Origin of the sequence: Streptomyces humidus, assembly GCF_014649655.1 — a bacterium.
GTDB classification, from domain to species: Bacteria; Actinomycetota; Actinomycetes; order Streptomycetales; family Streptomycetaceae; genus Streptomyces; species Streptomyces humidus.
In genome coordinates this window covers 39304-62925 of sequence record NZ_BMTL01000016.1, presented here as the reverse complement: position 1 = coordinate 62925, position 23622 = coordinate 39304, and the positions used below count along the sequence as shown (strand labels likewise).

18 protein-coding genes and 2 pseudogenes are annotated in these 23622 nt (G+C 72.5%); 10 read left to right on the top strand and 10 right to left on the bottom strand.

Going from position 1 to position 23622, the window contains the following annotated elements; all coding sequences use genetic code 11:
- Positions 1-48 precede the first annotated feature (48 nt).
- From IE239_RS19630 to IE239_RS19615, 4 genes and pseudogenes are all read left to right on the top strand, one after another.
- Positions 49-1714: pseudogene (locus IE239_RS19630) on the top strand (serine/threonine-protein kinase).
- A 78-nt stretch (positions 1715-1792) separates the two neighbouring features.
- A pseudogene (locus IE239_RS19625) lies at positions 1793-2671 on the top strand (serine/threonine-protein kinase); the annotation flags it as partial.
- A gap of 239 nt (positions 2672-2910) precedes the next feature.
- The gene (locus tag IE239_RS19620; protein ID WP_190150676.1) at positions 2911-4536 is read left to right on the top strand and encodes a succinic semialdehyde dehydrogenase; all 1626 of its coding nucleotides are present in this window, start codon (positions 2911-2913) and stop codon (positions 4534-4536) included.
- Between the two features lie 29 nt (positions 4537-4565).
- Entirely contained in the window at positions 4566-6353 is a 1788-nt protein-coding gene (locus IE239_RS19615) for a GMC oxidoreductase (RefSeq protein WP_190150675.1), read from the top strand.
- Between the two features lie 119 nt (positions 6354-6472).
- Here IE239_RS19615 and IE239_RS19610 read toward each other — a convergent pair whose 3' ends face one another.
- Positions 6473-7522 (bottom strand): LPXTG cell wall anchor domain-containing protein, encoded by a 1050-nt coding sequence (locus IE239_RS19610; protein ID WP_190150674.1) that lies wholly within the window; start codon positions 7520-7522, stop codon positions 6473-6475.
- Between the two features lie 686 nt (positions 7523-8208).
- Positions 8209-8490 carry a chorismate mutase gene (locus IE239_RS19605; protein ID WP_190150673.1) on the bottom strand — a complete coding sequence of 94 codons (282 nt, stop codon included), beginning with the start codon at positions 8488-8490 and terminating at the stop codon, positions 8209-8211.
- 334 nt (positions 8491-8824) lie between these two features.
- On the opposite strand from IE239_RS19605, the gene guaA reads away from it, so the two are divergent.
- Positions 8825-10405, top strand: coding sequence for a glutamine-hydrolyzing GMP synthase (gene guaA / locus IE239_RS19600; protein WP_190150672.1), 1581 nt, complete (start codon positions 8825-8827; stop codon positions 10403-10405).
- A 67-nt stretch (positions 10406-10472) separates the two neighbouring features.
- On the opposite strand, the gene IE239_RS19595 is transcribed toward guaA, so the two are convergent.
- On the bottom strand, positions 10473-10964 hold the full coding sequence (locus IE239_RS19595; protein ID WP_190150671.1) for a pyridoxamine 5'-phosphate oxidase family protein: 492 nt from the start codon (positions 10962-10964) through the stop codon (positions 10473-10475).
- A gap of 59 nt (positions 10965-11023) precedes the next feature.
- Complete coding sequence (locus IE239_RS19590) at positions 11024-11680, bottom strand: hypothetical protein (protein ID WP_190150670.1); 657 nt, start codon at positions 11678-11680, stop codon at positions 11024-11026.
- A 110-nt stretch (positions 11681-11790) separates the two neighbouring features.
- On the opposite strand from IE239_RS19590, the gene IE239_RS19585 reads away from it, so the two are divergent.
- Entirely contained in the window at positions 11791-12585 is a 795-nt protein-coding gene (locus IE239_RS19585) for a class II aldolase/adducin family protein (protein ID WP_190150669.1), read from the top strand.
- Between the two features lie 61 nt (positions 12586-12646).
- Here IE239_RS19585 and IE239_RS42200 read toward each other — a convergent pair whose 3' ends face one another.
- Positions 12647-13759, bottom strand: a complete 1113-nt coding sequence (locus IE239_RS42200) for a DUF4429 domain-containing protein (protein ID WP_229878195.1) — start codon at positions 13757-13759, stop codon at positions 12647-12649.
- 201 nt (positions 13760-13960) lie between these two features.
- On the opposite strand from IE239_RS42200, the gene IE239_RS19570 reads away from it, so the two are divergent.
- Positions 13961-15250, top strand: a complete 1290-nt coding sequence (locus IE239_RS19570; protein ID WP_190150668.1) for a hypothetical protein — start codon at positions 13961-13963, stop codon at positions 15248-15250.
- Between the two features lie 139 nt (positions 15251-15389).
- Entirely contained in the window at positions 15390-15926 is a 537-nt protein-coding gene (locus tag IE239_RS19565) for a DoxX family protein (protein ID WP_190150667.1), read from the top strand.
- A 146-nt stretch (positions 15927-16072) separates the two neighbouring features.
- Here IE239_RS19565 and IE239_RS19560 read toward each other — a convergent pair whose 3' ends face one another.
- Entirely contained in the window at positions 16073-16318 is a 246-nt protein-coding gene (locus tag IE239_RS19560; RefSeq protein ID WP_190150666.1) for a hypothetical protein, read from the bottom strand.
- On the bottom strand, positions 16305-17831 hold the full coding sequence (locus tag IE239_RS19555) for a PspC domain-containing protein (protein WP_229878194.1): 1527 nt from the start codon (positions 17829-17831) through the stop codon (positions 16305-16307). The genes IE239_RS19560 and IE239_RS19555 overlap by 14 nt, the downstream gene beginning before the upstream one ends.
- Before the next feature lie 179 nt (positions 17832-18010).
- Between IE239_RS19555 and IE239_RS19550 the strand changes: the two genes are divergently transcribed.
- Positions 18011-19303, top strand: coding sequence for an ATP-binding protein (locus tag IE239_RS19550; RefSeq protein WP_190150665.1), 1293 nt, complete (start codon positions 18011-18013; stop codon positions 19301-19303).
- Positions 19300-20046, top strand: coding sequence for a LuxR C-terminal-related transcriptional regulator (locus IE239_RS19545; protein WP_190150664.1), 747 nt, complete (start codon positions 19300-19302; stop codon positions 20044-20046). The genes IE239_RS19550 and IE239_RS19545 overlap by 4 nt, the downstream gene beginning before the upstream one ends.
- A 90-nt stretch (positions 20047-20136) precedes the next feature.
- Here IE239_RS19545 and IE239_RS19540 read toward each other — a convergent pair whose 3' ends face one another.
- The 3 genes from IE239_RS19540 to IE239_RS19530 form a co-directional block, all read right to left on the bottom strand.
- Positions 20137-21219 carry a C40 family peptidase gene (locus IE239_RS19540; protein WP_190150663.1) on the bottom strand — a complete coding sequence of 361 codons (1083 nt, stop codon included), beginning with the start codon at positions 21217-21219 and terminating at the stop codon, positions 20137-20139.
- Between the two features lie 539 nt (positions 21220-21758).
- The gene (locus IE239_RS19535; RefSeq protein WP_373308121.1) at positions 21759-22178 is read right to left on the bottom strand and encodes an SLAC1 family transporter; all 420 of its coding nucleotides are present in this window, start codon (positions 22176-22178) and stop codon (positions 21759-21761) included.
- Positions 22179-22245: 67 nt separating this feature from the next.
- On the bottom strand, positions 22246-23415 hold the full coding sequence (locus tag IE239_RS19530) for a C40 family peptidase (RefSeq protein ID WP_190150661.1): 1170 nt from the start codon (positions 23413-23415) through the stop codon (positions 22246-22248).
- Positions 23416-23622: the final 207 nt, after the last annotated feature.

Sequence of the window (23622 nt, the reverse complement as noted above, 5' to 3'; positions counted from 1 at the left end):
GCACGCCACCAGTGGAATCCGGCCTGCCTGGCGCGATATGGATGGACCATGAGCCACCACGGGGGCGTCGGCCACGAGTCCGATGACACGACGAGTTTTGTTCTGCGACCACCGAACCCGCAGGCGGCCGTGCCTCCGCAGCCCGTGGTCCGCACACCGGAGCCGGAGCCGGAGCCGGAGCTCGAGCCGGAGCCGGAGGCGGTGCCTGAGGTCTTGCCTGAGGCGGGCGTCGGGGGGCTCGTCGCCGGGCGTTACCGGCTGCTGGCCAAGCTCGGGCACGGCGGCATGGGCACGGTGTGGCGCGCCAAGGACGAGACGATGGACCGCGAGGTAGCCGTCAAGGAGCCCCGCGTGCCCGACCGGCTTCCGGAACGCGAACGCGCCAACGCCTTCGAGCGGATGCGCCGTGAGGCTCGGGCCGCGGCCCGCCTCGACCATCCGGCCGTGGTCGAGGTGCACGACGTCGCGGTCGTGGACGGACGTCCGTGGATCGTGATGGAGCTGGTGCACGGGGCGCTCGCTCGGCGACGTCCTCCAGGAGGGCACGCTCGGCGCGCGTGAGGCGGCCCGTGTCGGCCTGGAGGTGCTCGGCGCGCTGGAGGCGGCGCACGCGGCGGGCGTCCTGCACCGGGACGTCAAGCCGGACAACATCCTTCTCGGCCGCCACGGCCGGATCGTCCTCACCGACTTCGGCATCGCGCAGATCGAGGGCGAGACCAGTCTGACCGACACCGGCGGCTTCGTCGGCTCGCCCGAGTACATCGCCCCCGAGCGGGTGCTGGGGCAGCGCCCCGGCCCGGCCGCGGACCTGTGGTCCCTGGGCGTGGTGCTGTACGCGGCGACCGAGGGCGTCTCGCCGTTCCGCCGCAGCAACACGCCGGCCACCCTCCAGTCGGTCCTGCACGCGGCCCCCGCGCCGCCCGCCGCGGCCCAGGGCGCGCTGGCCGAGGTCGTCGACGGGCTGCTGCAGAAGGACCCGGCGCGCCGCCCGACGGCCGCCCGGGTGCGGGCCCTGCTGGAGGCCGCCGCGAACCCGCCCGCCCCGCAGGCCGACCGGCCCGTCGCGCTCGCCGCGGGCTCCCGGGCCCGGCGCCGGTGGGGCCGCAGGGCGTGGACCGGGCTGGGCGCCGCCGTCGTGGCCGCGGCGGCTGCGACGTTTCTGGTGGTCGCCGACCCCTTCGCCGGACCGCTCCCGGACGGGTGGAAGACCGAGCACGAGAAGGAGGTCACCGCGACGCTCGCGGTGCCCGTCGGCTATGTGCGCGGCGAACCCGCCAAGGAGGCCCCCGCCGACGAGCACTGGGTGAGCTACACCGACCCGAGCGGCGCGATCTCGGTCGTCCTGCAGGTCGACCGCCGGGCGGAGGACGCGGCTCACGAGATCAAGGACTCCGCGGCGGCCGAGATGTACGCCGACAACGGCGACTTCAAGGAGACCGGGAGCTACCGGCTCAACATGCCGAAGGGACCGCGGACCAGCACGGACCCCAACGTGACCTTGCACGGCCGCAAGGCCGCCGGCAACACGGTCGTGTACACCACCGACGACAGCCGGCAACCGGCCCCGCGCGAGCTGGAGATCCTGTACTACAGGTCCACCGGCGGCGACATGTACAAGCTGATGGTCGGCTACCCCGGCAAGGGCGACTTCACCTCGCGCGGCCGTGAGGTGGCCCGCACGGCGATCGACCACCTGGAGATCGACCGGCCCTAGCGTGAACCGCCCTCCGGACGCTGCTGACTGCCCTGGAATCGACGGGAGTTGACCGGTGATCGTGGTAGTCATGGAGGCATGAGCAACGACGGGGATCCCGGAGACGCCGAAGGCCGGATACTGGACGGCCGTTACCGGCTGCTCGACCGCATCGGATCCGGCGGCTCCGGCACCGTGTGGCGGGGCCGGGATGAGCTGACAGGCGGTCAGGTAGCCGTCAAAAAGCCCTGGTTGCCGGGCAGGCCCGGTGACGAGCCCTACCGTCGCGCGGCCCACCGCCTCCAGCGGGAGGCCCGTGCCGCCGCCCGCGTCGACCACCCCTGTGCCGTCACGATCCACGACGTGGTGATGGAGGAGGGGACGGACGTCGAGGGCGGGCTGCCCTGGATCGTCATGGAGCTGATCGACGGTGAGTCCCTGCGCGAGACGCTGCGGCGCGGCCCGCTCGACCCCGCCGAGGCCGCGCGGGTCGGCCTCGCCGTCCTGGGCGCGCTGCGCGCCGCGCACGCCGTCGGCATCGTCCACCGGGACCTGAAGCCGGCCAACGTGCTGCTCGGCATCCCCCCGCTCCCTGCCCAGCCCGGGCGGGGACGCCCCCGCGGCCGGGTCGTCGTCACGGACTTCGGCATCGCGCACGTCCCGGGTGAGGGATCCAGGACCGCGGCCGGCGACGGCGTCGGCTCCCCGGACTTCATCGCGCCCGAGCGGAGATCCGGACGAGGCGCGGGCCCCGCCTCCGACCTGTGGTCCCTCGGCGTCCTGCTGTACACGGCCGTCGAGGGCCGCTCCCCGTTCCACGGGACGCCGCCGCAGTCCACGCCCGCCGCGGTCTTCGCCGCGGAGCCGCCCGAGCCGGAACGCGCCGGCCCGCTCGCCCCCCTCCTCCAGGGTCTCCTGCGCCGCGACCCGGAACACCGGCCCACCCCGGAGGACACCGCGACCGCCCTGGAAGCGGCCCGCGCCGACCTGGACCGCTCGGCGTCGCCCTGCCCCGCGGAGTCCAGGTAGGGCCCGCGGGCCGCCCCCGACGACAACCGTCCGGAGATCGCGCGTGGCGGAAATCACCGGTGAGCGCCGGGCCCGATGCCCTGATCAGCGGGTTTGTTGCCAGTGAACGCTGGCGTCATGTGTGCGGCCGGTGAATCTCTATTACCGGCGGGTACCCAAAGTCCTCCGCACGTCATACCCTGCGCCTCATGACGGACTCGCAGGCCCCGGAGAAGGCACCGGCAAAGACCGGCACGAACCCCCTCGCCCCCACCCCCACCGGCGTCCGCACCGCCGCCGACGTGGTGACCCCGGAGCTGGTCGCCCAGCTCACCAAGGGCGTGACCGGCTCGGGCCGGACGGCCAACCACACGCCGTTCACCGGCGAGAAGCTCGCCGACCTGCCCGAGTCCACCCCCGAGGACGTACTCAAGGCCTACGAGTCGGCCCGCGCCGCCCAGACGGTCTGGGCGAAGACGCCGGTCCGGGAACGCGCCGCCGTCCTGCTCCGCTTCCACGACCTGGTGCTGGAACGCCAGGCCGAGGTGCTCGACCTCATCCAGCTGGAGACCGGCAAGGCCCGTCTGCACGCCCACGAGGAGGTGCAGGCCGTCGCCGTGGCCGCCCGCCACTACGGCCGCAAGGCTCCCGCCTATCTGCGCCCCAAGCGGCACGCCGGGGCCATGCCGACCCTCACGAAGGTCACCGAGCTGCGCCACCCGCGCGGGGTCGTGGGCCAGATCGCCCCGTGGAACTACCCGCTGGAGCTGTCGGTGGGCGACGCGCTGCCGGCGTTCGTCGCGGGCAACGCCGTCGTCATGAAGCCCGACACGGAGACCTGCCTGACCGCCCTGTGGGCCCGTGACCTGCTCGTCGAGGCCGGTCTGCCCGCCGACGTCTTCCAGGTCGTCCTGGGCGAGGGTCCCGTCGTCGGCCCCGAGGTCGTCCGGCACGCCGACTACGTCTCCTTCACCGGCTCCACCCGCACCGGCCGCGAGGTCGCCCAGGGCGCCGCCGCCCGGCTCGTCGGCGTCTCCCTCGAGCTCGGCGGCAAGAACGCCATGCTGGTCCTGGAGGACGCCGACGTGGAGAAGGCCGCGGCCGGCGCCGTGCGCGCCTGCTTCTCCTCGGCCGGTCAGCTCTGCATCTCCATCGAGCGGCTGTACGTCCACGAGTCGATAGCGGACGCCTTCGTCGAGCGCTTCGCCGCCCGGACCCGGGCCATGCGCCTCGGCACCTCGCTGGCCTACGGCGCCGACATGGGCTCCCTGGTCGGCGAACGCCAGCTGGAGACGGTGACCCGGCACGTCGAGGAGGCCGTGGCCAAGGGCGCGAAGGTCGTCGCCGGCGGCGTCGCACGCCCCGACGTCGGCCCGTACTTCTTCGAGCCGACCATCCTCGACGGCGTCACGGAGCCGATGTCGGTGTGCACCGAGGAGACCTTCGGCCCGGTCGTCTCGATCTACCGCTTCGCGACCGACGACGAGGCGATCGAGCTGGCCAACTCCACGCCGTACGGCCTGAACTCGTCGGTGTGGACGAAGGACGGCCGCCGCGGCCGGGAGGTCGCCTCCCGGGTGCGGGCCGGCACGGTGAACGTGAACGAGGGCTACGCCTCGGCCTACGGCAGCGTCCAGTCCCCGATGGGCGGCATGAAGGACTCCGGGCTCGGCCGCCGCCACGGCTCCGAGGGCATCCTCAAATACACCGAGGCCCAGACGGTGGCCCAGCAGCGCCTCCTGCCGATGGCGCCCGCCCTCGGCATGGACGACGAGAAGTACGCCCGGTTCATGAGCACCAGCCTGAAGGTGATGAAGGCACTGAGGTTGCGCTGAATCCCACCCGTTCTCGACGAGGAGAGCACGTGTCCCAGGACGCCTACGACTACGACGTCATCGTCGTCGGATCCGGCTTCGGCGGTTCCGTGACCGCCCTGCGCCTGACGGAGAAGGGTTACACCGTCGGTGTCCTGGAGGCCGGCCGCCGCTTCACCCCGGAGTCGCTCCCCAGGAACTCCTGGGACCTGAAGAACTACCTCTGGGCCCCCAGGCTCGGCCTCTACGGCATCCAGCGCATCCATCTGCTGGGCGACGTCATGGTCCTGGCCGGCGCGGGTGTGGGCGGCGGCTCGCTCAACTACGCCAACACCCTCTACGTCCCGCCGAAGCCCTTCTTCGACGACCCCCAGTGGCGGGACATCACCGACTGGCAGCAGGAGCTCACGCCCTACTACGACCAGGCGCGCCGCATGCTGGGCGTACGGCTCAACCCGACGACGACCCCCTCCGACGTGCATCTGAAGGCGGCCGCGGAACGGATGGGCGTCGGCGACACCTTCCATCCGGCGCCGGTCGGGGTGTTCTTCGGCGACGGCGAGGACGCCGACGGCACGGCGAAGGCCAGGCCGGGGGAGCAGGTCGCCGACCCCTACTTCGGCGGCGCGGGACCGGCCCGCAAGGCCTGCCTCGAGTGCGGCGAGTGCATGACCGGCTGCCGGCACGGGGCCAAGAACACCCTCAACGAGAACTACCTGCACCTCGCCGAGAAGGCGGGCGCGGTCGTCCACCCCCTGACGACGGTCGTCTCCGTCACGGACGACTCGCAGGGCGGCTACGCGATCGCCACCCTCCCCACCGACGCCCGCCGCAGGAGCAAGGCGACCGGCAGGGTCTTCAAGGCGCGCCGGGTCGTCCTCGCGGCCGGCACCTACGGCACCCAGACCCTGCTGCACCGGATGAAGGAGGGTCGTCAACTCCCCTACCTTTCCGACCGGTTGGGATATCTGACCCGTACCAACTCCGAGGCGCTGGTCGGCGCCCAGACCGACGACCGCCGCTATCGCAAGGCGACCGGCGCGCCCAGGGCCGACTTCACGCGCGGCGTCGCCATCACCTCGTCCATCCACCCGGACGAGAACACCCACATCGAGCCGGTGCGCTACGGCCGGGGCTCCAACTCCATGGGCAGCCTGTCGATCCTCCAGGTGCCGTACGCGGAGGGCTCGTCGAGGGTGGCCGGCTGGCTCGCGAACGCCGTCCGCCACCCGCTCCTCGTGCTGCGCTCGCTCTCCAACCGCCGCTGGTCGGAGCGGACGATCATCGGCCTGGTGATGCAGTCACTGGACAACTCGCTGACGACGTACCTCAAGCCGGCGGGCGTCGGCAAGGGGCTGCTGACGGCGCGTCAGGGCCATGGCGCCCCCAACCCCAAGCAGATCAAGGCCGCTTCACAGGCCGCCTCCGCCCTCGCCGCCGACATCAACGGCTTCGCCGGCTCCAACGTGGGCGAGCTGATCGGCACCCCGCTCACCGCGCACTTCCTCGGCGGCTGCCCGATCGGCGACTCCCGCGAGACCGGCGTCATCGACCCCTACCACCGCCTCTACGGCCACCCCGGGATCTCCGTCGTCGACGGCGCCGCGGTCTCGGCGAACCTCGGCGTGAACCCGTCGCTCACCATCACCGCCCAGGCCGAGCGGGCGATGTCGTTCTGGCCGAACAAGGGCGAGGCGGACCCGCGTCCCGCGCAGGGGGCGGCGTACGAGCGGCTGAAGCCGGTCGCGCCGGTCAGCCCGGTGGTGCCCGCGGAGGCGTTCGGCGCGCTGCGCCTGCAGTTCCTGGGAATGCCGGCGGTCCCGCCGCCCGAGCGGTAGACCGCGGGCGCACCGCGCCCGGTCCGGACCGAGGTCCGGACAAGGCGGGGTCCGGACAAGGCGAAGGGACCTGCGCCCCCCTCCGAGCGCAGGTCCCTTCGCCTTGTCCTGGTGACGTGTTACGCGTGCGCCCCGGCCTTGCGGCGACGCGCGGCGAACACCGCTCCCGCACCGGCGACGACGGCGACGCCGCCGACCAGCCCGATCATCGGCAGCGCCGAGTCCGAACCGGTGGAGGCGAGGCTGCCGCTGATCGGCTTGGCGCCGCCCTGTGCCTTGACGCCGTCGGTGGGCTTGTCGCCGTTCGGCTTGGCGTCGCCCGCGCCGTCGGCCTTGCCGCCGGCCGCGACGATCTGGACGTCGTAGGCGTCACCGTTGCCGTAGCAGGCGGAGCCCTGACCGGCGTAGATGGCCTCGCTCAGGGCGAACGAGGAGCCCGCCGGGGCGGACGCCTTGACCTTCACCCGCAGGTCGAGGGACGTCGAGGAGTTCTTCTCCAGGGTGTCCAGCAGTCCCACGAAGGAGCCCGTGACGACCTGCTTGCCGTTCTCGCCCTCGTAGGAGTCCTGGTAGCCGCTGGTCCACTTGCCGTCTTCCTTGACCTGGATGACGGCGAGGCCCTCGGACAGCAGGGTGTCGGTCTCGTCGCCGTACTCCATGAACGCGTCGATGTACACGTTCTTCAGGTCCTGGTCGGAGTCGTTGTCGACGACGAACTCGAAGTCGTGCCAGCCCGAACCGGCGACGATCTTGCTCGGCAGCCCCTTGATCTCGGCCGTGAGCTTCTCGTCCAGGTCGAAGGACTTGCAGTCCTGGTACGGGTCGAACGGGTCTTCGCTCCCGCTCGCCGACGGGCTCGCGGTGGACGTCCCCGAGGCGGACGAGGAGGCGGAGCCGCTCGGGCTGCCGGTCGGCGAGCCGGACGCCTGCAGGGCGTCCGTGTCGGAAGAGCCGGACGACGAGGAGGCCGAGCCGGCGCCCGTCGGCGTGCCGGAGGCGCTCTGGCCCTCCTCCGACGTCGAAGGGCTGGATGTGGTGCTCTCCGTCGCGGACGCTGTCGCCGAGGCCGTCTCGTCGCTCTCCGCGAAGGCGGCGGGCGCGGACAGCAGGGTGAGCGGTGCGATGACGGCGGTCGCGGCCATGGCGACCACCGTGCGGCGAAGCTTCATGAAGACCTCGGCGTATCGGTGTGGAGAGGCCTTCCGCATGGGGGTGGGAGTGGGCCCGGTTTCGCAAGGTGTGACCGGCGACCGGGGGGAACAGTTGTACCGCCTCACAGGATCTTTATGTGGCCCGCGTCACACCTGGTCGCCGGCTCGGGGCGGAGCGGCCCCGGACATGACGAAGGGCCCCGCGGGACGGATCCGCGGGGCCCTTCTTTATCGTCAGCACCGGCGTCAGGGCAGCGCCGGTGCCTGGGAGCGGCGCCGGGGGGTTGCGCCGCTGGTCCGGACCTCTGGTGGTGAAGGAAGGGGACGCGCGCGGGGGCGTCGTCGCCCGAAGAAGGACTTGAGGTCGTTCGGGGACTTTCTACGCATCGTGCTGGATGAACACGGCCCCCGCAACCGTTTGACCCGGCCCTTGTGCATTTCTGCGTTTTCCGCCGGTCGGTCCCGGGCGTCCCCGAGACCGACCGTTCTCTAGGTGACCGGGCTGCTGTCCCCTGCCGTCCGGTCCCTTTCGGAGCGAGGTCCCACGACGCACGGCACGATCCGTTCGTCTCATCGCCCCAGCGAGCCACGCGTGGTTCTTCCGGATCCGCCCCTGGCTGGAGCGGACACCGGAACCAACGACGCGGCAGGGGCGCCGGTCACGCGCCGTACGGGTGAGACGGCGGCCGAACTGACGCCCGACGTCACACGCGTCCCCGGCACAGTTCGAGCAGCGTCATCGCCAGGGCCGTGCCGGGCCGGCCCAGCGCGTCCCGGTAGTGGGCGAGGATCTCCAGCTCGCGCGAGAGGTTCACCCGCCGGCCGCCGGAGGTGATCCGCGCCTCCTGGACGACGGCCGAGACGGCCATCCGTTCCTGGATCAGGCCGATGATCCGGTCGTCGAGCGCGTCGATGCGCTCACGGGCGCCGGTGATCACGTCGGCGGCCTCGGAGGTACGGGCGCCGGTCACGTCGATGGCGGTCATGGGGGCTCCTGTAGGGGTGTGCGCCGCCTCGGTTGCGACAGGACCCGGGAGGAAAACGACAGGCGCCCCGGGCCTTGTCGGCCCGGGGCGCCTGGAAAGTCGCTTGTCAGCAGCTCAAGCAACACGACCATGGCAGCCGGCGGGCCGGATGCCATAGGTAAAGACGAAGGTCGCGTGCGAAAGCATGCGGCCAGTATGCAGGCGCGCCGGGCACGGTCCAAGCCGGTTCGCATCCTGAGACGCGGGGCCGGCTCCGGAGCCGGGACGGCGCCACGTCCGCTCTCGGTAGAATTGGCCAGCACAGAGACCCCGCCCGAACCGCCGGAAGGCCCCCGTGTCCACAGCGACTCCCGCTGCCGCCGCCCCCGACACCGTCCTGGTCGTCGACTTCGGCGCGCAGTACGCCCAGCTCATCGCCCGTCGAGTCCGCGAGGCGCGGGTCTACAGCGAGATCGTGCCGAGCACCATGCCCGTCCAGGAGATGCTCGCCAAGAACCCGGCGGCGATCATCCTCTCCGGCGGCCCCTCGTCCGTCTACGCGGAGGGCGCCCCCCGCCTCGACCGCGAGATCTTCGAAGCCGGCGTTCCCGTCTTCGGCATGTGCTACGGCTTCCAGCTGATGGCGCAGAGCCTCGGCGGCACGGTCGACAACACCGGCGCCCGCGAGTACGGCCGCACCGACCTGCACGTCTCCCGCGCCTCCTCGACCCTCTTCGAGGGCACCCCGGCCGAGCAGGCCGTCTGGATGTCGCACGGCGACGCCTGCTCCGCCGCCCCCGAGGGCTTCGTCGTCAGCGCCTCCACGGACGTCGTCCCGGTCGCCGCCTTCGAGAACGACGAGAAGAAGCTGTACGGCGTCCAGTACCACCCCGAGGTCATGCACTCCACGCACGGCCAGCAGGTCCTGGAGCACTTCCTGTACCGAGGCGCGGGCCTGAGCCCGGACTGGACCACCGGCAACGTCATCGAGGAGCAGGTCGCGGCCATCCGTGAGCAGGTCGGCGACAAGCGCGCCATCTGCGGCCTGTCCGGCGGCGTGGACTCGGCGGTCGCCGCAGCCCTCGTCCAGAAGGCCATCGGATCCCAGCTGACCTGCGTGTACGTCGACCATGGTCTGATGCGCAAGGGTGAGACCGAGCAGGTCGAGAAGGACTTCGTCGCCGCGACCGGTGTCCAGCTGAAGGTCGTGGACGCCGAGGAGCGCTTCCTCACCGCGCTCAAGGGCGTCTCGGACCCCGAGGAGAAGCGGAAGATCATCGGTCGCGAGTTCATCCGCGTCTTCGAGCAGGCACAGGCGGAGATCATCGCCGACGACGGCCCCGAGGTCGCCTTCCTGGTCCAGGGCACGCTCTACCCGGACGTCGTCGAGTCCGGCGGCGGCACCGGCACGGCGAACATCAAGTCGCACCACAACGTCGGCGGCCTGCCCGAGGACCTCGAGTTCCAGCTGATCGAACCGCTGCGCAAGCTGTTCAAGGACGAGGTCCGCATGGTCGGCCAGGAGCTCGGCCTGCCGGAGGAGATCGTCCAGCGCCAGCCGTTCCCCGGCCCCGGCCTCGGCATCCGCATCGTCGGCGAGGTCACCAAGGAGCGCCTGGACCTGCTGCGCGACGCCGACGCCATCGCTCGCGAGGAGCTGACGGCCGCCGGCCTCGACCGGGAGATCTGGCAGTGCCCGGTGGTCCTCCTCGCGGACGTCCGCAGCGTCGGCGTCCAGGGCGACGGCCGCACCTACGGCCACCCGATCGTGCTGCGCCCCGTCTCCTCCGAGGACGCCATGACCGCCGACTGGTCGCGGCTGCCGTACGACGTCCTGGCGAAGATCTCCACCCGGATCACCAACGAGGTCCGCGACGTCAACCGCGTCGTCGTCGACGTGACCTCGAAGCCGCCGGGCACCATCGAGTGGGAGTGATCCCTTCCGGAAGGGAGGGGTCGGGTGCGTCGGGCGGGAGGGTTTCAGGTGCGTCCGGCGGGAGGGCTCAGGTGCGTCTGAGGGTCCGCACCGGCGCTCCGGGCCGCCAGACCCGGGTGACCAGATACGTGTCGTCCTCGACGTAGGTCCGTACGACCTCCGTCAGCTCGGTGCGGAAGAGGTGGAACGGCTGAGGCGGTTCCACCTCTGCCACGTACGCGGCCTTCGCCGCGCCGTCCGCCACCTCGAGCGCCCGCCCCGCGATCCGTACGTCGCCCCCGCCCATCCCGGTGCCCTCGCCCGGGTTGGCCTGGAGGCAGAAGCGGGGGTCCCGGCGCAGGTCGAGGGCCTTGAGCGAGTCCGGCATCATGCCCAACCACAGCTCGCCGGCGAGGAAACGGACCTCGATGCCGCAGGTGCGCGGGGAGCCGTCCTTGCGCAGGGTCGCCAGGACGTGGTGGGTGAACGCGCCGAAGCGGTCCTCGACGGTCTTCGCGAACTCGGGCTCCGCCTCGGCGAAATCGGCCCAGTTCTCCGGGGCGCGACGACTCGGTGTCATACAGCGAGTGTGACCCCGATACCGGACATCTTGTGTCGGTGTTCCGCCCGCCGACGCCTTCAGAATCCCTGAGGTGTGCCGTACGGGGTTCCGTAGGGCGTCGGCGCCGGCCGGACGTACCGTTCCACCCCTGCCCCGTCCCGCACCGGCGTGCAGCCGGCCGCCGCGAGCTGTCGGGCCAGCTTCGCGCGTCGCATCCGGTTCACCCGCAGAGCGCCCAGCACGAACGCCGGCATCAGCACGGCGAGCGGGAGCAGCACCGCGTACACGCCGGTCAGCGCGGCCATCAGCAGGAACAGCGCCCCCGAGCCCCATCCGACGAACTGCAGCTGTCTGCGGTTGGCGGCCGCTCCGAAGGCGTCGTAGCGGATGAGCGCGGTGATCAGGTCGACGTCCGCCCGGGCCTCGGGGACCGGTGTGAGCGAACCCAGGTACATGCCCGGCACCGGCCGGTCCGGCCCCGGGTCGGGGAACGCGGCCACGTTCGCCGCGGCCCGCTGCCGCGCCGCCGGGTCGAGGTCGCGGACCAGTTGGACGTGGAGGATCCGGTGCTTGCCGACGAGACGCACGTTCGAGTACCGGAAGCCGTAGCACTCGGCTATGTAGGCCAGCGCGCCGAGCGTCTGGAACTCCGCGAAGGGGTGGACCAGCTCGATGGCGTCACGCATGGCGATCTGACGCATGAGGGCGGTGACGTGGCGGGCGGCGATGCTCAAGACGTGCTCCGAACGTGACGGAAATCGTCATCTTTACATAACGGCTCTGCCCTTTTGCGCTGACCGACGGTAACTTCCGCGTCGTGAAGCAACCCAGTGCTGGAGGACCGATGCACCAGCCCACGCCGCCTGCTCCGCTGCCCACCGACCGGCTGCAGTTCGCGATGCCGCCGATGCACGAATCGGTGGAGGACGAGCGTCGGCACCGAAAGGAACGGCTGGCCGGCGCGGTGCGGATCTTCGGACGGCTCGGCTTCGAGGACGGCGTCTCGGGGCACATCACCGCCCGCGACCCCGAATACAGCGACTGCTTCTGGGTCAACCCGTTCGGCATGTCCTTCAAGCACGTCACCGTCAGCGATCTGGTCCTGGCCAACGCCGACGGGCAGGTCGTCGAGGGCCGCTACCACGTCAACCAGGCCGCCTTCACGGTGCACGCCCAGGTGCACGCCGCGCGCCCCGACGTCGTCGCCGTGGCCCACTGCCACTCCGTCCACGGCCGCGCCCTCGCCGCGCTCGGCGAGCTGCTCGACCCGCTCACCCAGGAGAGCTGCGCGTTCTACGAGGACCACGCCCTCTACGACGCCTACACCGGCGTGGCCGTCGACGCGGAGGAGGGGCGGCGCATCGCGACCGCGCTCGGCTCCCGCAAGGCGCTCGTGCTGCGCAACCACGGGCTGCTGACGGTGGGCGACTCCGTCGACGCGGCCGCCTGGTGGTTCGTCTCCATGGAACGCTCCAGCCAGGTCCAGCTGACCGCGCGGGCAGCGGGCAGGCCCGTGCTGATCGACCACCGGGCGGCGGTCGCGACCCGGGAGCAGCTCGGCGGCGACCTGGTGGCGTGGATCAACTACCAGCCCCTGTGGCAGGACGTCAGCCGCAGTGAGCCGGACCTGCTGAGCTGAGCCGACCACACCCCCGGCGCCCGGTCAGAAGCCGCCCAGCCCGTCAGAAGCCGCAGCCCGGTCAGAAGCCGCGCAGCACGACGGCCTTCGTCCTCGCGAACTCCTCGTCGGTCAGCACCCCGTCCCGATGCAGCCGGCCCAGCTCGCGCAGCCGGCGCAGCAGCACGTCGTGATGATCGGCAGGGGCAGGGGCAGGGGCAGGGGCAGGTGTTGGGGTCGGGGCAGCGGTCTGGGCTGGGGTCGGGGCCTGGATTGGGGTCTGGGCTTGGGTCGGAGGCGGGCCGGACGCCGTGAGTCGCCGTCCCCGGACCGCGCCCCGGTCCGCCCGCTCCGCTTCGTTCCCGGGCTTTGGGCGCGCGTGGGCCGAGGGACGTGCCCGGGCCGCGTGTGCCCAAGGCCCGGGGGTCGAGGGACACCCGGGGGCCGAGGGGTGTGGGCGGGCCGCGTGTGCCGAGGGACGCGCGCGGGCCCGGGGGTGCGGGAGGCGTGCGGTGACGGCCGTCGCCACCAGCGCCGTCAGCAGATCGCGGTGCACGTTGCCCCACAGGTCCAAGGCGTACGGGTCCTTCTCGGCCGACAGCTTCGAGGACATCGTCTCGCGGGTCACGAAGCGCAGGAAGCCGTCGTCCACACCGGAGTTGGGCAGCCACTCCACCCGCACCAGGTCGCCGACGTCGAGCACGCGGGGCCCGGTCGCCCGCTTCACCCGGTCCGAGGTGTCCGCCCAGTCGATCCGCACCTGGACGCCGTCGAAGGAGACGATGCCGTCGGAGGACCGCACCGACACCGGCACCGGCGGACCCGGCAGAAGATACGCCGAGGTCGGCTCGTCCGTGATCCGCTCCAGCAGCAGCGCGTGCCGGATCTCCTCGGCGAGGTACTCGGCGATCCCCGAGCGGTCCGTGTCCACGGTGAGCCGGTAGGGATCGGCCGCGTCGGGCAGCCGCCCGCCGGTCGCCTGGAGCAGCGGGTCGGCCCCCTCGCGCAGCCGTATCCGCAGGCGCCCGCGCCTGCGCTCGGGCTCGTAGACGATCCCGGCGACCGCCTCCAGCGGCACGGCGATCTCCCCGTACGTCTGCCGGAACAGCGGCACGGAGCGATGCAGTCCCGGCGTGATCCTGACCGTCGTGCCGTCGAAGGCCCAGGTCCCGTGACGCTGGATGATCTCGGCCATGGGGAAATTCTGGCAGCCGGGTCAACACGGCCTTCCCGGCTTCACCCGCCCCGACCAGACCTGCCGGACACGCCGGGTGTGTCGTAGGGCACAATTCGCTGATATCGCAGGGGAGTTGTTCACAGGGTGGCGACCGGAGTCTTCAGCGGGCTCTCCGAGGCAGCCATCCGATCGGGTCGTGGGGAAGGCAGGGCGTCGGACGTGGCGGTGCAGGACGCGAGACAGGGCGCGAGTCCGGGTCCGGGGGCGGGCTCGCACGAAGGCGGCTGCGCCTGCGGGGACTGCCCCCACGGGGCACGCGAGGGACACCGGCGCGCGGTCGCGGCGTTCCTGGTGAAACGGGACGAGTTCGCCGCCGGACAGGGCCTGCCTGCCGCCGTCGCCCACTCGGTCTCCGCGTCCCGCCAGTGGGTCTCCGAGGAACTGACGCAGTCCGCGGAACTCGTCGCCGAACGCGGCCGCGCCGAGGGAGAGGCCTGGCTCGGCCGCCTGTGGCTGCGCACGGCGGTCACCGTGTGGGCAGTGGTCGTCGCGCTGCTGCTGGCGCAGTCCCTGACCGCCGTCGGCGCGGGCTGGACGGCCGCCCGCACCGCCGGACTCCTCGCCGCGCTGGTCGTCGCCGGCGCGCTGACCGCCGCCTCCTGGTTCCACCGGGCGCGCGGCGGGGCGCTGGCGCCGGTGATCGGCGAGGACAACCGCCTCTCCACCTCCCGCGCGGTCGCCGCCGCCTGGGTCCTGTTCGTGGCCTACGCGGTGCTGGTCCTGGTGGGCCGGCTCGCCGCCGCGTCGGGCCACGCCGAGCGCGACGCGCTGATCGCCGGACTCGACCTCGCCCGTGGCGCTGGCACGGTGACCGTTCTCGCCGTGGTCTGCGGGATCGCCGTGCTGGTGCGCCGCGTGGTCGGTCTGCGCGTCCTCGGCCAGCGGCTGCAGAAGGTCCGCGCCCACCGCCCCCGTGCGGCCGACCTGCTCACCGACGACGCCGGCCGCGGCGCCTTCGCCGACATCCAGTACGCCGTGATCTGCGCCGTCGCCCTGGCCTTCGCCGCGGTGCGGCTCGGCCGCCGCCCCGACCAACTGCCCGACCTGCCCTGGGGCCTGGCGGTCGTCGTCCTCGTCTCGGCCGCGACCTACCTGGCCGGCAAGTACGCCGAGGGCGGCCGGCCCGTCATCCTCTCCGTCGTCCGTTCCCGCGAGGCCGGCGACCTCGACGCCCCGATCCGCACGGGTGACGACATCGAGATCCGCGGCGCCGGATTCGTCCCGCCCGGCGCCCAGACCGCCGACCGTCTCTCCCGCATGGTCGTCCGCATCGGTCCGGTCCATGTGCACGTCCCGCTGGTCCCCGTCACGGGCGGTTTCAGCAACCCCGGCGACGACGTCCTCACCGTGCCCGTGCCGGCGGACGTGGAACCCGGGCGGCTGGAGGTCCAGGTCGTCACCGCGGCCGGAGTGGAGACGAACCGGTACACGATCGACGTCACCGACTGACGCCGCCCGCGCCGCGTCGCCAGGCGCCCGTGAACCGGTGCGGTGCCGAGCCCGTGCAACCCCTTGAGCACACCCCCCATGCCGTACGTATGGTCTGTCGAGGGGTCCCACCACTCCGGGCGAGAGGCGGCTACGGGCGATGACTCACAGCATGCGGACGGACACCTATCCCCCCTATCTCGACGGCGGCGGCCGCGGCTGGCGGGACACCGCCGCCCGTTACGCGCTCCTCCCCCTGCGGATCTTCCTCGGCGTCACGTTCGTCTATGCCGGCCTCGACAAGCTCACCGACCCCGCCTTCCTGAAGGCGAGCGGCGCCGGCTCGATCGGCGAGACCATGCGTGCCGTCCGTGACTCCTCGGCCATTCCCGCCATGGTCGACCTGGCCCTGAAGAGCCCCGTCGGTTTCGGTTACGCCATGGCCTTCGGCGAACTGGCCGTCGGCATAGGCGTCCTGCTGGGCGTCCTCACCCGGCTCGCCGCGCTGGGCGGCGCGCTGATCTCGCTCAGCCTGTGGCTGACGGTGAGCTGGGCGTCGGATCCGTACTACCTGGGCAACGACCTCCCCTACCTGATGGCCTGGCTGCCCTTCGTCCTCGCGGGCGCCCCGGTCCTCTCCCTGGACGCCGCCTGGCATTCCAGGCGACGCCAGCGGCGCGCGGGAAGCCTGGGCTGAGCCGCAGGCCTGAGCGCCCTGGCTGAGCGCCCTGGCTGAGCGGCTGGCTGAGCGCCTGGGCCGGACGCCAGGCCGGACGGTCATGTAGGTGTCAGGGGTGCCGGCTCGGCCGGGCATGGGGACGTGAGGGATGCCGGTCCGGCCGGTCATGGGGGCGTGGGGGTGCCGGTCCCGGCCGGAGCGGTTCGGCCGGACGGGCCCCGCCGTCTGCGCACGCCCCGGGCCACCGCGCCCGTCACCCCCGCCAGACAGAGGCCGGCCATGACGACCGGGATCATCAGGAACCACGGCGCCTCCCACAGACCGCCCGCGTCGCCCGCGAAGACGACGCCCGCGAGGACGAAGGAGGCGCCGGCGACCAGCCTCCCGGGCCGGAACTCATGACGCAGCACGGGCCACCTCCGCCTGTCCCACTCCGACCCGAAGGTCCAGATCGATGGTCCCCGCGTCCGCCTGCCCCGAGGCGGGTCGCAGCGTGACCTCCTTGTGCCTGCCCGGCTGCACGTCCACGTCCTTCTTGTCGTCGCCCGGCAGCTGGACGTCGCCCAGCCCCACGTCGATCCTCATCCTCACGGTCACGTCGGGCGGGAGGAGCACCCGCAGCCGGCCCGCTCCCACCTCGGCGTCGGCGCTGACCGTCTGCCCCTTGGCCAGATCCAGCCGGGACAGGTCCAGAGTGCCCTTGCCCGTGCCCAGTTCGTAGTCCGCCCGCACCTCCGCCGCCGTCGTGGGCCGCCAGGTCGTGTCGGTCCAGTGCGTGCCGATGTTCCTCGGCAGTACGACCGTGCCGGCGAGCAGACCCGCCGTGACGATCGCCAGGAACACCGACCCCGCGCCCGTACGCCCCAGGAACGAGCTGACCGCGATGCCCGCGCCGAGCACGATGAGCGCGGCCGCCAGGCCCGCCTGGAGGCTGGCGCCGAGTGGATGCCCGTGCCAGGTGAGCCTGGTGACCAGTCCGCCTGTAAGCAGGGCGAGCAGGAACAGCCAGCCGCCGATCCACCGCGGGCCCGACGGCCCGGCGTACGGCTCGCGGGGGGTGCGTATGTCCTCGTGGCGGCGGTGACCGGTGAGCTCGACGTCGACGTCCGCCATGAAGTCCCGGCCGCGGGAGCCCGAGGGGCCCCACAGGTAGCCGGTGCCGCCGTCGTGGGTGCCGTCCTTGACTATGGGGTCGCGCCACCAGGACGGGTAGGCGGCGGGCACGGGCGGAGCCTGGGCCTCCGGCGGGGCGTCGGCCACCGCCTGCACGGCCAGGGGGTCGGGGTCGGCGGAGTCCCGGTGCCGCGACCAGTACCCCGCGCCCGCCAGGAGAAGGGAGACGACGACGGCGAAGGTGAGCACGCTGCCGTTTCTCAGCATCGACAGGAACACCCCGCAGCCGACCAGCGCGAACAGCACGGCCGTGAGCGCCTGGCCGTCGACCCGGCCGGTCAGGAGCTTGCGCACCTCGTTCTCCCCGTCGTCGGCGTAGGGAACGAAGAGCCAGGCGAAACCGTAGAAGATGAGGCCGATGCCGCCGGTCGCGGAGAGCACGGCGAGGGTGATCCGGAAGATCACCGGGTCCATGTCGCACTGCCGCCCGAGGCCCGCGCACACGCCCGCGAGCATCTTCTGCTCGCGGTCCCGCCGGAACCTCGACGGGAGTCCGGGAGCCTTCGCGCCGCCGGCGCCCCGTCCGGCGTCGGCCCCCGTGTCCGCCGCAGCGGCAGCGGCCGTCGCTTCTGCGGCGGCCGCCTCGGCCGCTGTCAGACCGTGTTCTTCACGGGCCCCCCGCTGTCCGTGCTGTCCGTGGGCGCGAGGCTGGTCACCGGCGGCGCGGGAGGCGCCGGAGGACGGGGCGGCCGCGTCGGGCGCGGCGCCCCCGTCGTGCACGGCGTCCGCGGCGTGCTGGTGATCTGTCATGACTCCATGGTGGCGGTCGGACCGGCCTCGTGGCAGCCGGAACAACCCTGGTCGGACCCTGATATCGGCCCTGATCCGCGACCGGGGACGCGTTCGACGTGCGGCCGCTCCGAAGATCAGGGGCGTCTCGGGGACGAACCCTGATGCCCGGGCCTGCGGCCCGTGTGACCATCGTTGGCATGCCGGAAGCCGCAGCAGCGCCACTCGTCGAACCGCGGCCGCCGCGCAAGCTCTACCGCAGCAGCGACGGACGCTGGCTGGGTGGTGTGGCGCGGGGGCTCGCCGGGCATCTCGGCCTGCCCGTCGTCTGGGTACGGCTCGTCTTCGCCGGCCTGTTCATGGCTGACGGCCTCGGCGCCCTGCTCTACGCCGCCTTCTGGTTTTTCGTGCCGCTCGGAGTCGGCGGCGTCGGAGACCAGAAGCCGCCGGGGCTCGTCGCCACCGAGACCGCGCCCGACGGCCGCCGCAGACTCGTCGCGCGCAAGCCCGACAAGGGGCAGATCGTCGCTCTGCTCCTCATGGTCGTGGTCGCCACGGTCTTCGTGACCAACGTGAATCTGGGCAGTGGCGCCAAGGCCTACCTCGTGCCCGCGGTCCTCGTCGGCGCCGGCGTCGCCCTCGTCTGGCGCCAGGCGGACAACGCGCGCCGGGCCCGCTGGGTCGAGGTCGGCCGCAGGCGTCGCACGCTCACGCTCCTGCGCGCGGGCGCGGGCGTCCTGCTGGTCACGGCCGGCGTCTCCGGCACCTTCGTCCTTCAGGGCTCAACAACCCACCTCGGCTCCGTCCTGCAGGCTGCTCTTGCCGTGATCGTCGGCATCACGCTCCTCGCCGGCCCCTATCTGGTCCGTATGACCCAGGACCTCTCCGAGGAACGCCTCATGCGTATCCGCGCCCAGGAGCGGGCGGAGGTCGCGGCCCACGTCCACGACTCGGTGCTGCACACCCTGACCCTGATCCAGCGCAACGCGGAGAACGTCGGCGAGGTACGCCGCCTGGCCCGCGCCCAGGAGCGCGACCTGCGCACCTGGCTCTACAAACCCGAGGGCACCGGCAAGGAGGAGGCCGACGAACCGACCACGGTCGCCGACGCGGTGCGCCGCAACGCCGCCGAGGTGGAGGACAAGCACGGTGTGCCCATCGAGGTCGTGGTGGTGGGCGACTGCCCGCTCGACGACCGGGTCGCGGCACAGATGCAGGCCGCGCGCGAGGCGATGGTGAACGCGGCCAAGTACGGTGGCGACGGCGGCGCCGTGCAGGTCTACGCCGAAGTCGAGGGCAGGACGGTCTTCGTGTCCGTCCGCGACCGCGGCCCCGGCTTCGACCTCGACTCGATACCCGCCGACCGTATGGGAGTCAGAGAATCGATCATCGGCCGCATGGAGCGCCACGGCGGCACGGCGCGGCTGCGGGCGGTCCCGGACGGCGGCACCGAGATCGAGCTGGAGATGGAGAGGGCGGAGAAGACGTCATGAGCGACCCGACCGGCACGAACGGCACGACGGGAGCGGCGGAGGCCGCAGAGCCGACGACCACGTCGGACGACGGCACAGGCGGACGCCGGGTACGTGTGGTCCTCGTCGACGACCACCGCATGTTCCGCACGGGCGTGCAGGCCGAGATCGGCCAGACCGAGCAGACCGGCGTCGAAGTCGTCGGCGAGGCCGCGGACGTCGACCAGGCGGTCACCGTCATCACCGCGACCCGACCCGAGGTGGTGCTCCTCGACGTCCACCTGCCGGGCGGCGGCGGCGTCGAGGTGCTGCGCCGCTGCGCCCCGCTGATGGCCGACGCCGAGCAGCCCGTGCGCTTCCTCGCCCTGTCTGTGTCGGACGCGGCGGAGGACGTGATCGGGGTGATCCGCGGCGGCGCCCGCGGCTATGTCACCAAGACGATCACGGGGACCGACCTGGTCAGATCGATCTTCCGGGTGCAGGAGGGCGACGCGGTCTTCTCGCCGCGCCTCGCCGGGTTCGTCCTCGACGCCTTCGCCTCCACCGACGCCCCGCCCGTCGACGAGGACCTCGACCGCCTCACCCAGCGCGAGCGCGAAGTGCTGCGGCTCATCGCCCGCGGCTATGCCTACAAGGAGATCGCCAAGCAGCTCTATATCTCCGTCAAGACGGTCGAGTCGCATGTCTCGGCGGTGCTGCGCAAGCTCCAGCTGTCCAACCGTCACGAACTGACCCGCTGGGCGACGGCGCGACGCCTGGTGTGACCCCGGAACATCCATGAGGGCGGACGGCGTGTACGGAGGAGTGTCCGGTGCGGGGAGGGACGAGAGGGGCGGGCAGGGGCAGGAGGGCTGTCACACCACCCGCGTAGCCCCCGCGAACGGCATCTGGTCGATCGGGGCCACGCGGACCGGGGCCGACGGGTTCGGGGCGTGGATCATCTGGCCGTTGCCGATGTAGAGGCCGACGTGGCTGATGCCGGAGTAGAAGAACACCAGGTCGCCGGGGCGAAGTTCGGAGCGGGAGACGCGTTGTCCCGCACCGATCTGGGAGTACGTGGTGCGGGGCAGGGAGACACCGGCGGAGCGGTAGGAGGCGAGGACCAGCCCCGAGCAGTCGAAGGCGTTCGGCCCGGTCGCGCCCCACACATACGGGCTGCCGAGCTTGGAGTAGGCATAGGCGACGGCTGCCGCAGCCCGGGAGTTGGGGGCCTCGGCGGTGGCGGAGCCGGGCGCGGGAAGGCCGGCGCGTCCACTCGTCGAGGCACGTGAGGCGCGCGCGGCGCCGAGGCCCGTGCCGCCGCCCTCCTCGCCGATCCCGGCCCGCTCGGGCGGCGTCAGCCGGGACAACAGCCTTCGTGCGGCGTCCAGTTTGGCGGTGATCGCGGTCTTCTGCTTCCTGAGCTCCGCCTGACGGGCCTTGAGCGAGGTGAGTTCGAGGCGCGCGGCGCCGCGCAGCTGCTCGATCTCGCGCAGCTGTCCGCGCACCCGGGCGACAGCGGCCGACTGGCGGTCGCCGGCCCGTTCGGCGAAGGCGGCGCCGTCGAGGTACTGGTCGGGGTCGTCGGAGAGCGCCAGTTGCACGGCCGGGTCGAGCCCGCTGCTCCGGTACTGCGCCGCGGCCATCGAACCCAGCGCGTCGCGCGTCGTGTTGAGCTTCTCCTCCTTGCGCGCCGCCTCGTCCCGCATCGTCGCCAGCCGCTGCTCGGCCGCGGTCGCCTTCTCCTGCGCGCCGTTGTACTTCTCGGTGGCGTCCTCCGCCTCCTGGTACAGCTTGGCCACCTTCGCCCTGACCTCGGCCGGAGTCAGGTTCGGCTGGGCCTGCCCGGTCCCGTCGAAGGCCGTCGTCGTCGCGACGCCCGCGAGAGCGAGCGTGAACGCGGTACGGGCCGTATGGCCGCCGAGCGAGCGCTGTCGGGGCTTGCGGTGCGCTGCCACGTGGGACTGCACGTCCTTTCGTACGACCGCCTCGGTCGAACCGCGGAGCCGTCGGGGGAGCGGACGGACGGCCCCGCAGCGGTCGACGTGCCCGGTGACGCCCTGCCCAGGGGAGCGGGACGCCGTCGGACCTCTCGGCGGTGGTGGCCGACTGCCGCCCCTGGCCCGGGCGGCGGTGGGGAGCCGGTCACCTGGGGAAGGACGCTAGGCCCGAAGGTGTCGGCCTGGTAACGGGATGTGCGCAAGTGACGCGAGAGGACTGCCGCTGACCGTATGTGTTCGACTCGCCGAACCCGGCGCGCCGGGTTCACATGGCGTGCTGACCGAAGAGGCGATTCGGGGACACGACCTGGTGACAGAGTGCTATGGCGCATATATGCACGGCGTAGGGCCGGCCGGTCACCGCGGGCTGACCGGCGTCCCTGCCTCGCCCCGGCCCCCGACCCGCGCCTCGCCCGAACCTCGACCCGCGCCTCAGCCAGGCCCCGACCCGCGCCGCGGTCAAGCCCCAGTCAGGCCGACGAACGTGGCGAACGTCCTCATCGCGGAGCTCTGGACCTGAGCGCCGCACCGCCGCGGGCCGCGGCCGCCGCGGCGACGGCCAGCCATGCCGCCACCGCGACCCAGAGCAGCACCTCGCCCGGCCCCTTCAGCCACGGGACGTCCGCGGCGTCTGCCACGGACAGGGCGGCCGCCGCCGTCATGCCCATCGGGAACGCCGTCGCCCAGCGGCGGACGTCGTAGCGCGGCCGCGGCCACCGCACCTCGGCGGCCAGCAGGACGGCGTACCAGGCCAGGTCGAGCACCATCAGCGCCAGGGTCAGCGAGCGCAGGACTCCGGCGTCGTCGTTCCACAGGTGCAGACCGCCGGCTTCGGCTGTGAGGAGTTCCGCTCCCGCGAGCGCCGAGACGGCGAGCGCGCCGCCCGCCACCCACTGGTCCCCGGCGCCCTCCGCCACCTGCTGCAGATCGAACAGGGGCAGGGCGGCGCAGTAGAGCCGGGACGCGCCGGCCCCGCGCGGGATCTCAGGCCGGGCGTACCACGCTGTGGATGCCGGACTCGCCGTCGTAGTAGATCGACTCCTCACGGACGTAGGCCCCCGGCTTCGGAGCGTGGATCATCATGCCGTTGCCGATGTAGACGCCGACGTGACTGATGTCGTCGTAGAAGAAGACCAGGTCACCGGGGCGGGCGTCGGTGAGGGAGACCGTGGTGCCGGCGTTCACCTGGTCGTACGTGGTGCGCGGGAGCGTGACGCCGGCGGCCTTCCAGGCGGCCTGGGTGAGCCCGGAGCAGTCGTAGGAGCCGGGGCCCACGGCGCCCCAGACGTACGGCTTGCCGATCTGCGCGCGGGCGAAGGCGAGCGCCTTCTCGGCCTTGGCGTCGTACGACGGGTCGCTGGGGGAGGCAGGTGCGGAGGGGGACGACGATCCGGCGCCCGTGTCCGAGGGGCCGCCGCTTTCCTGCGGCGTCGCGGCCTGTGCGGCCGCCTGGGCCCGGGCGAGCTCGGCCGCCTGACGCGCGGCCTTCTCCTGCCGCTGCTTCTCGATCGCCGCGAGACGCGCCTTCTCCTGTGCCGTCAGCCGGGACAGCAGCTTGCGCGCGTCGCCGAGCTTCTTCTGGACGGTCGCCTTGGCGGTCCTGAGGTCGCTCTGCGTGTCGGTGAGCGAGGCGAGGCTCTCGGCGGCCTCCTGGCGCTTGCGCATCGTCGCGGACTGCTCGGTGACGTAGTCGTCGACCGCGCCCTTCTGGCGGTCGGTGACCCGGCTCATCAGCTGGTTCTGGTCGAAGTAGTCCTGCGGGGTGTCCGCGAGCAGGAACGTCGCCGTGTCGGGCGCGGACGCGCCCGTGCGGTACTGGGCCGCCGCGTAGGAGCCCAGCTCCTCGCGCGCCTCGTTGAGCTTCTGGGTGCGCTGGGCGACGTCGTCGAGGAGGGAGTCGACGCGCTTGCGCTGCTTGGTCGTCTTCTCCTTGGCGGCGTTGTACTTCTCGGTCGCCGACTCCGCCTGGCGGTAGAGGTCGTCGACCTTCTTCTCGACCTCCTCCAGGCTCGGCTTGCCGTCGTCCGACGGAGCGGCGTTCGCCGTCTGGGAGAGCAGAGCCACGGACGTGAGGGCGGCGGTGGCGATGGCGGGCGTGCGGATGCCTGCCACGCGCGGGCCCGCGGAGCGCGGCTTGCGGTGCTGCGACGCCAAGGGAGGCGACTCCTTCCAGTGCTCCGCTCACCGGGGCGGCGGTGGGGTCCCTCCCAGGCCGTCCAGGCTCTGGGGAGGGTTCGGGCGGTGGCGACCGGAAGGGTTGCCCGACGGCCTGTTCCCGGCGGGGGTCGGGCCGATTCACCCCTGGACTTCGGTGGGTCCCCGGTTCCGGGCCGCGCGAGCGGGCGCGCCGGACTGGGCGGA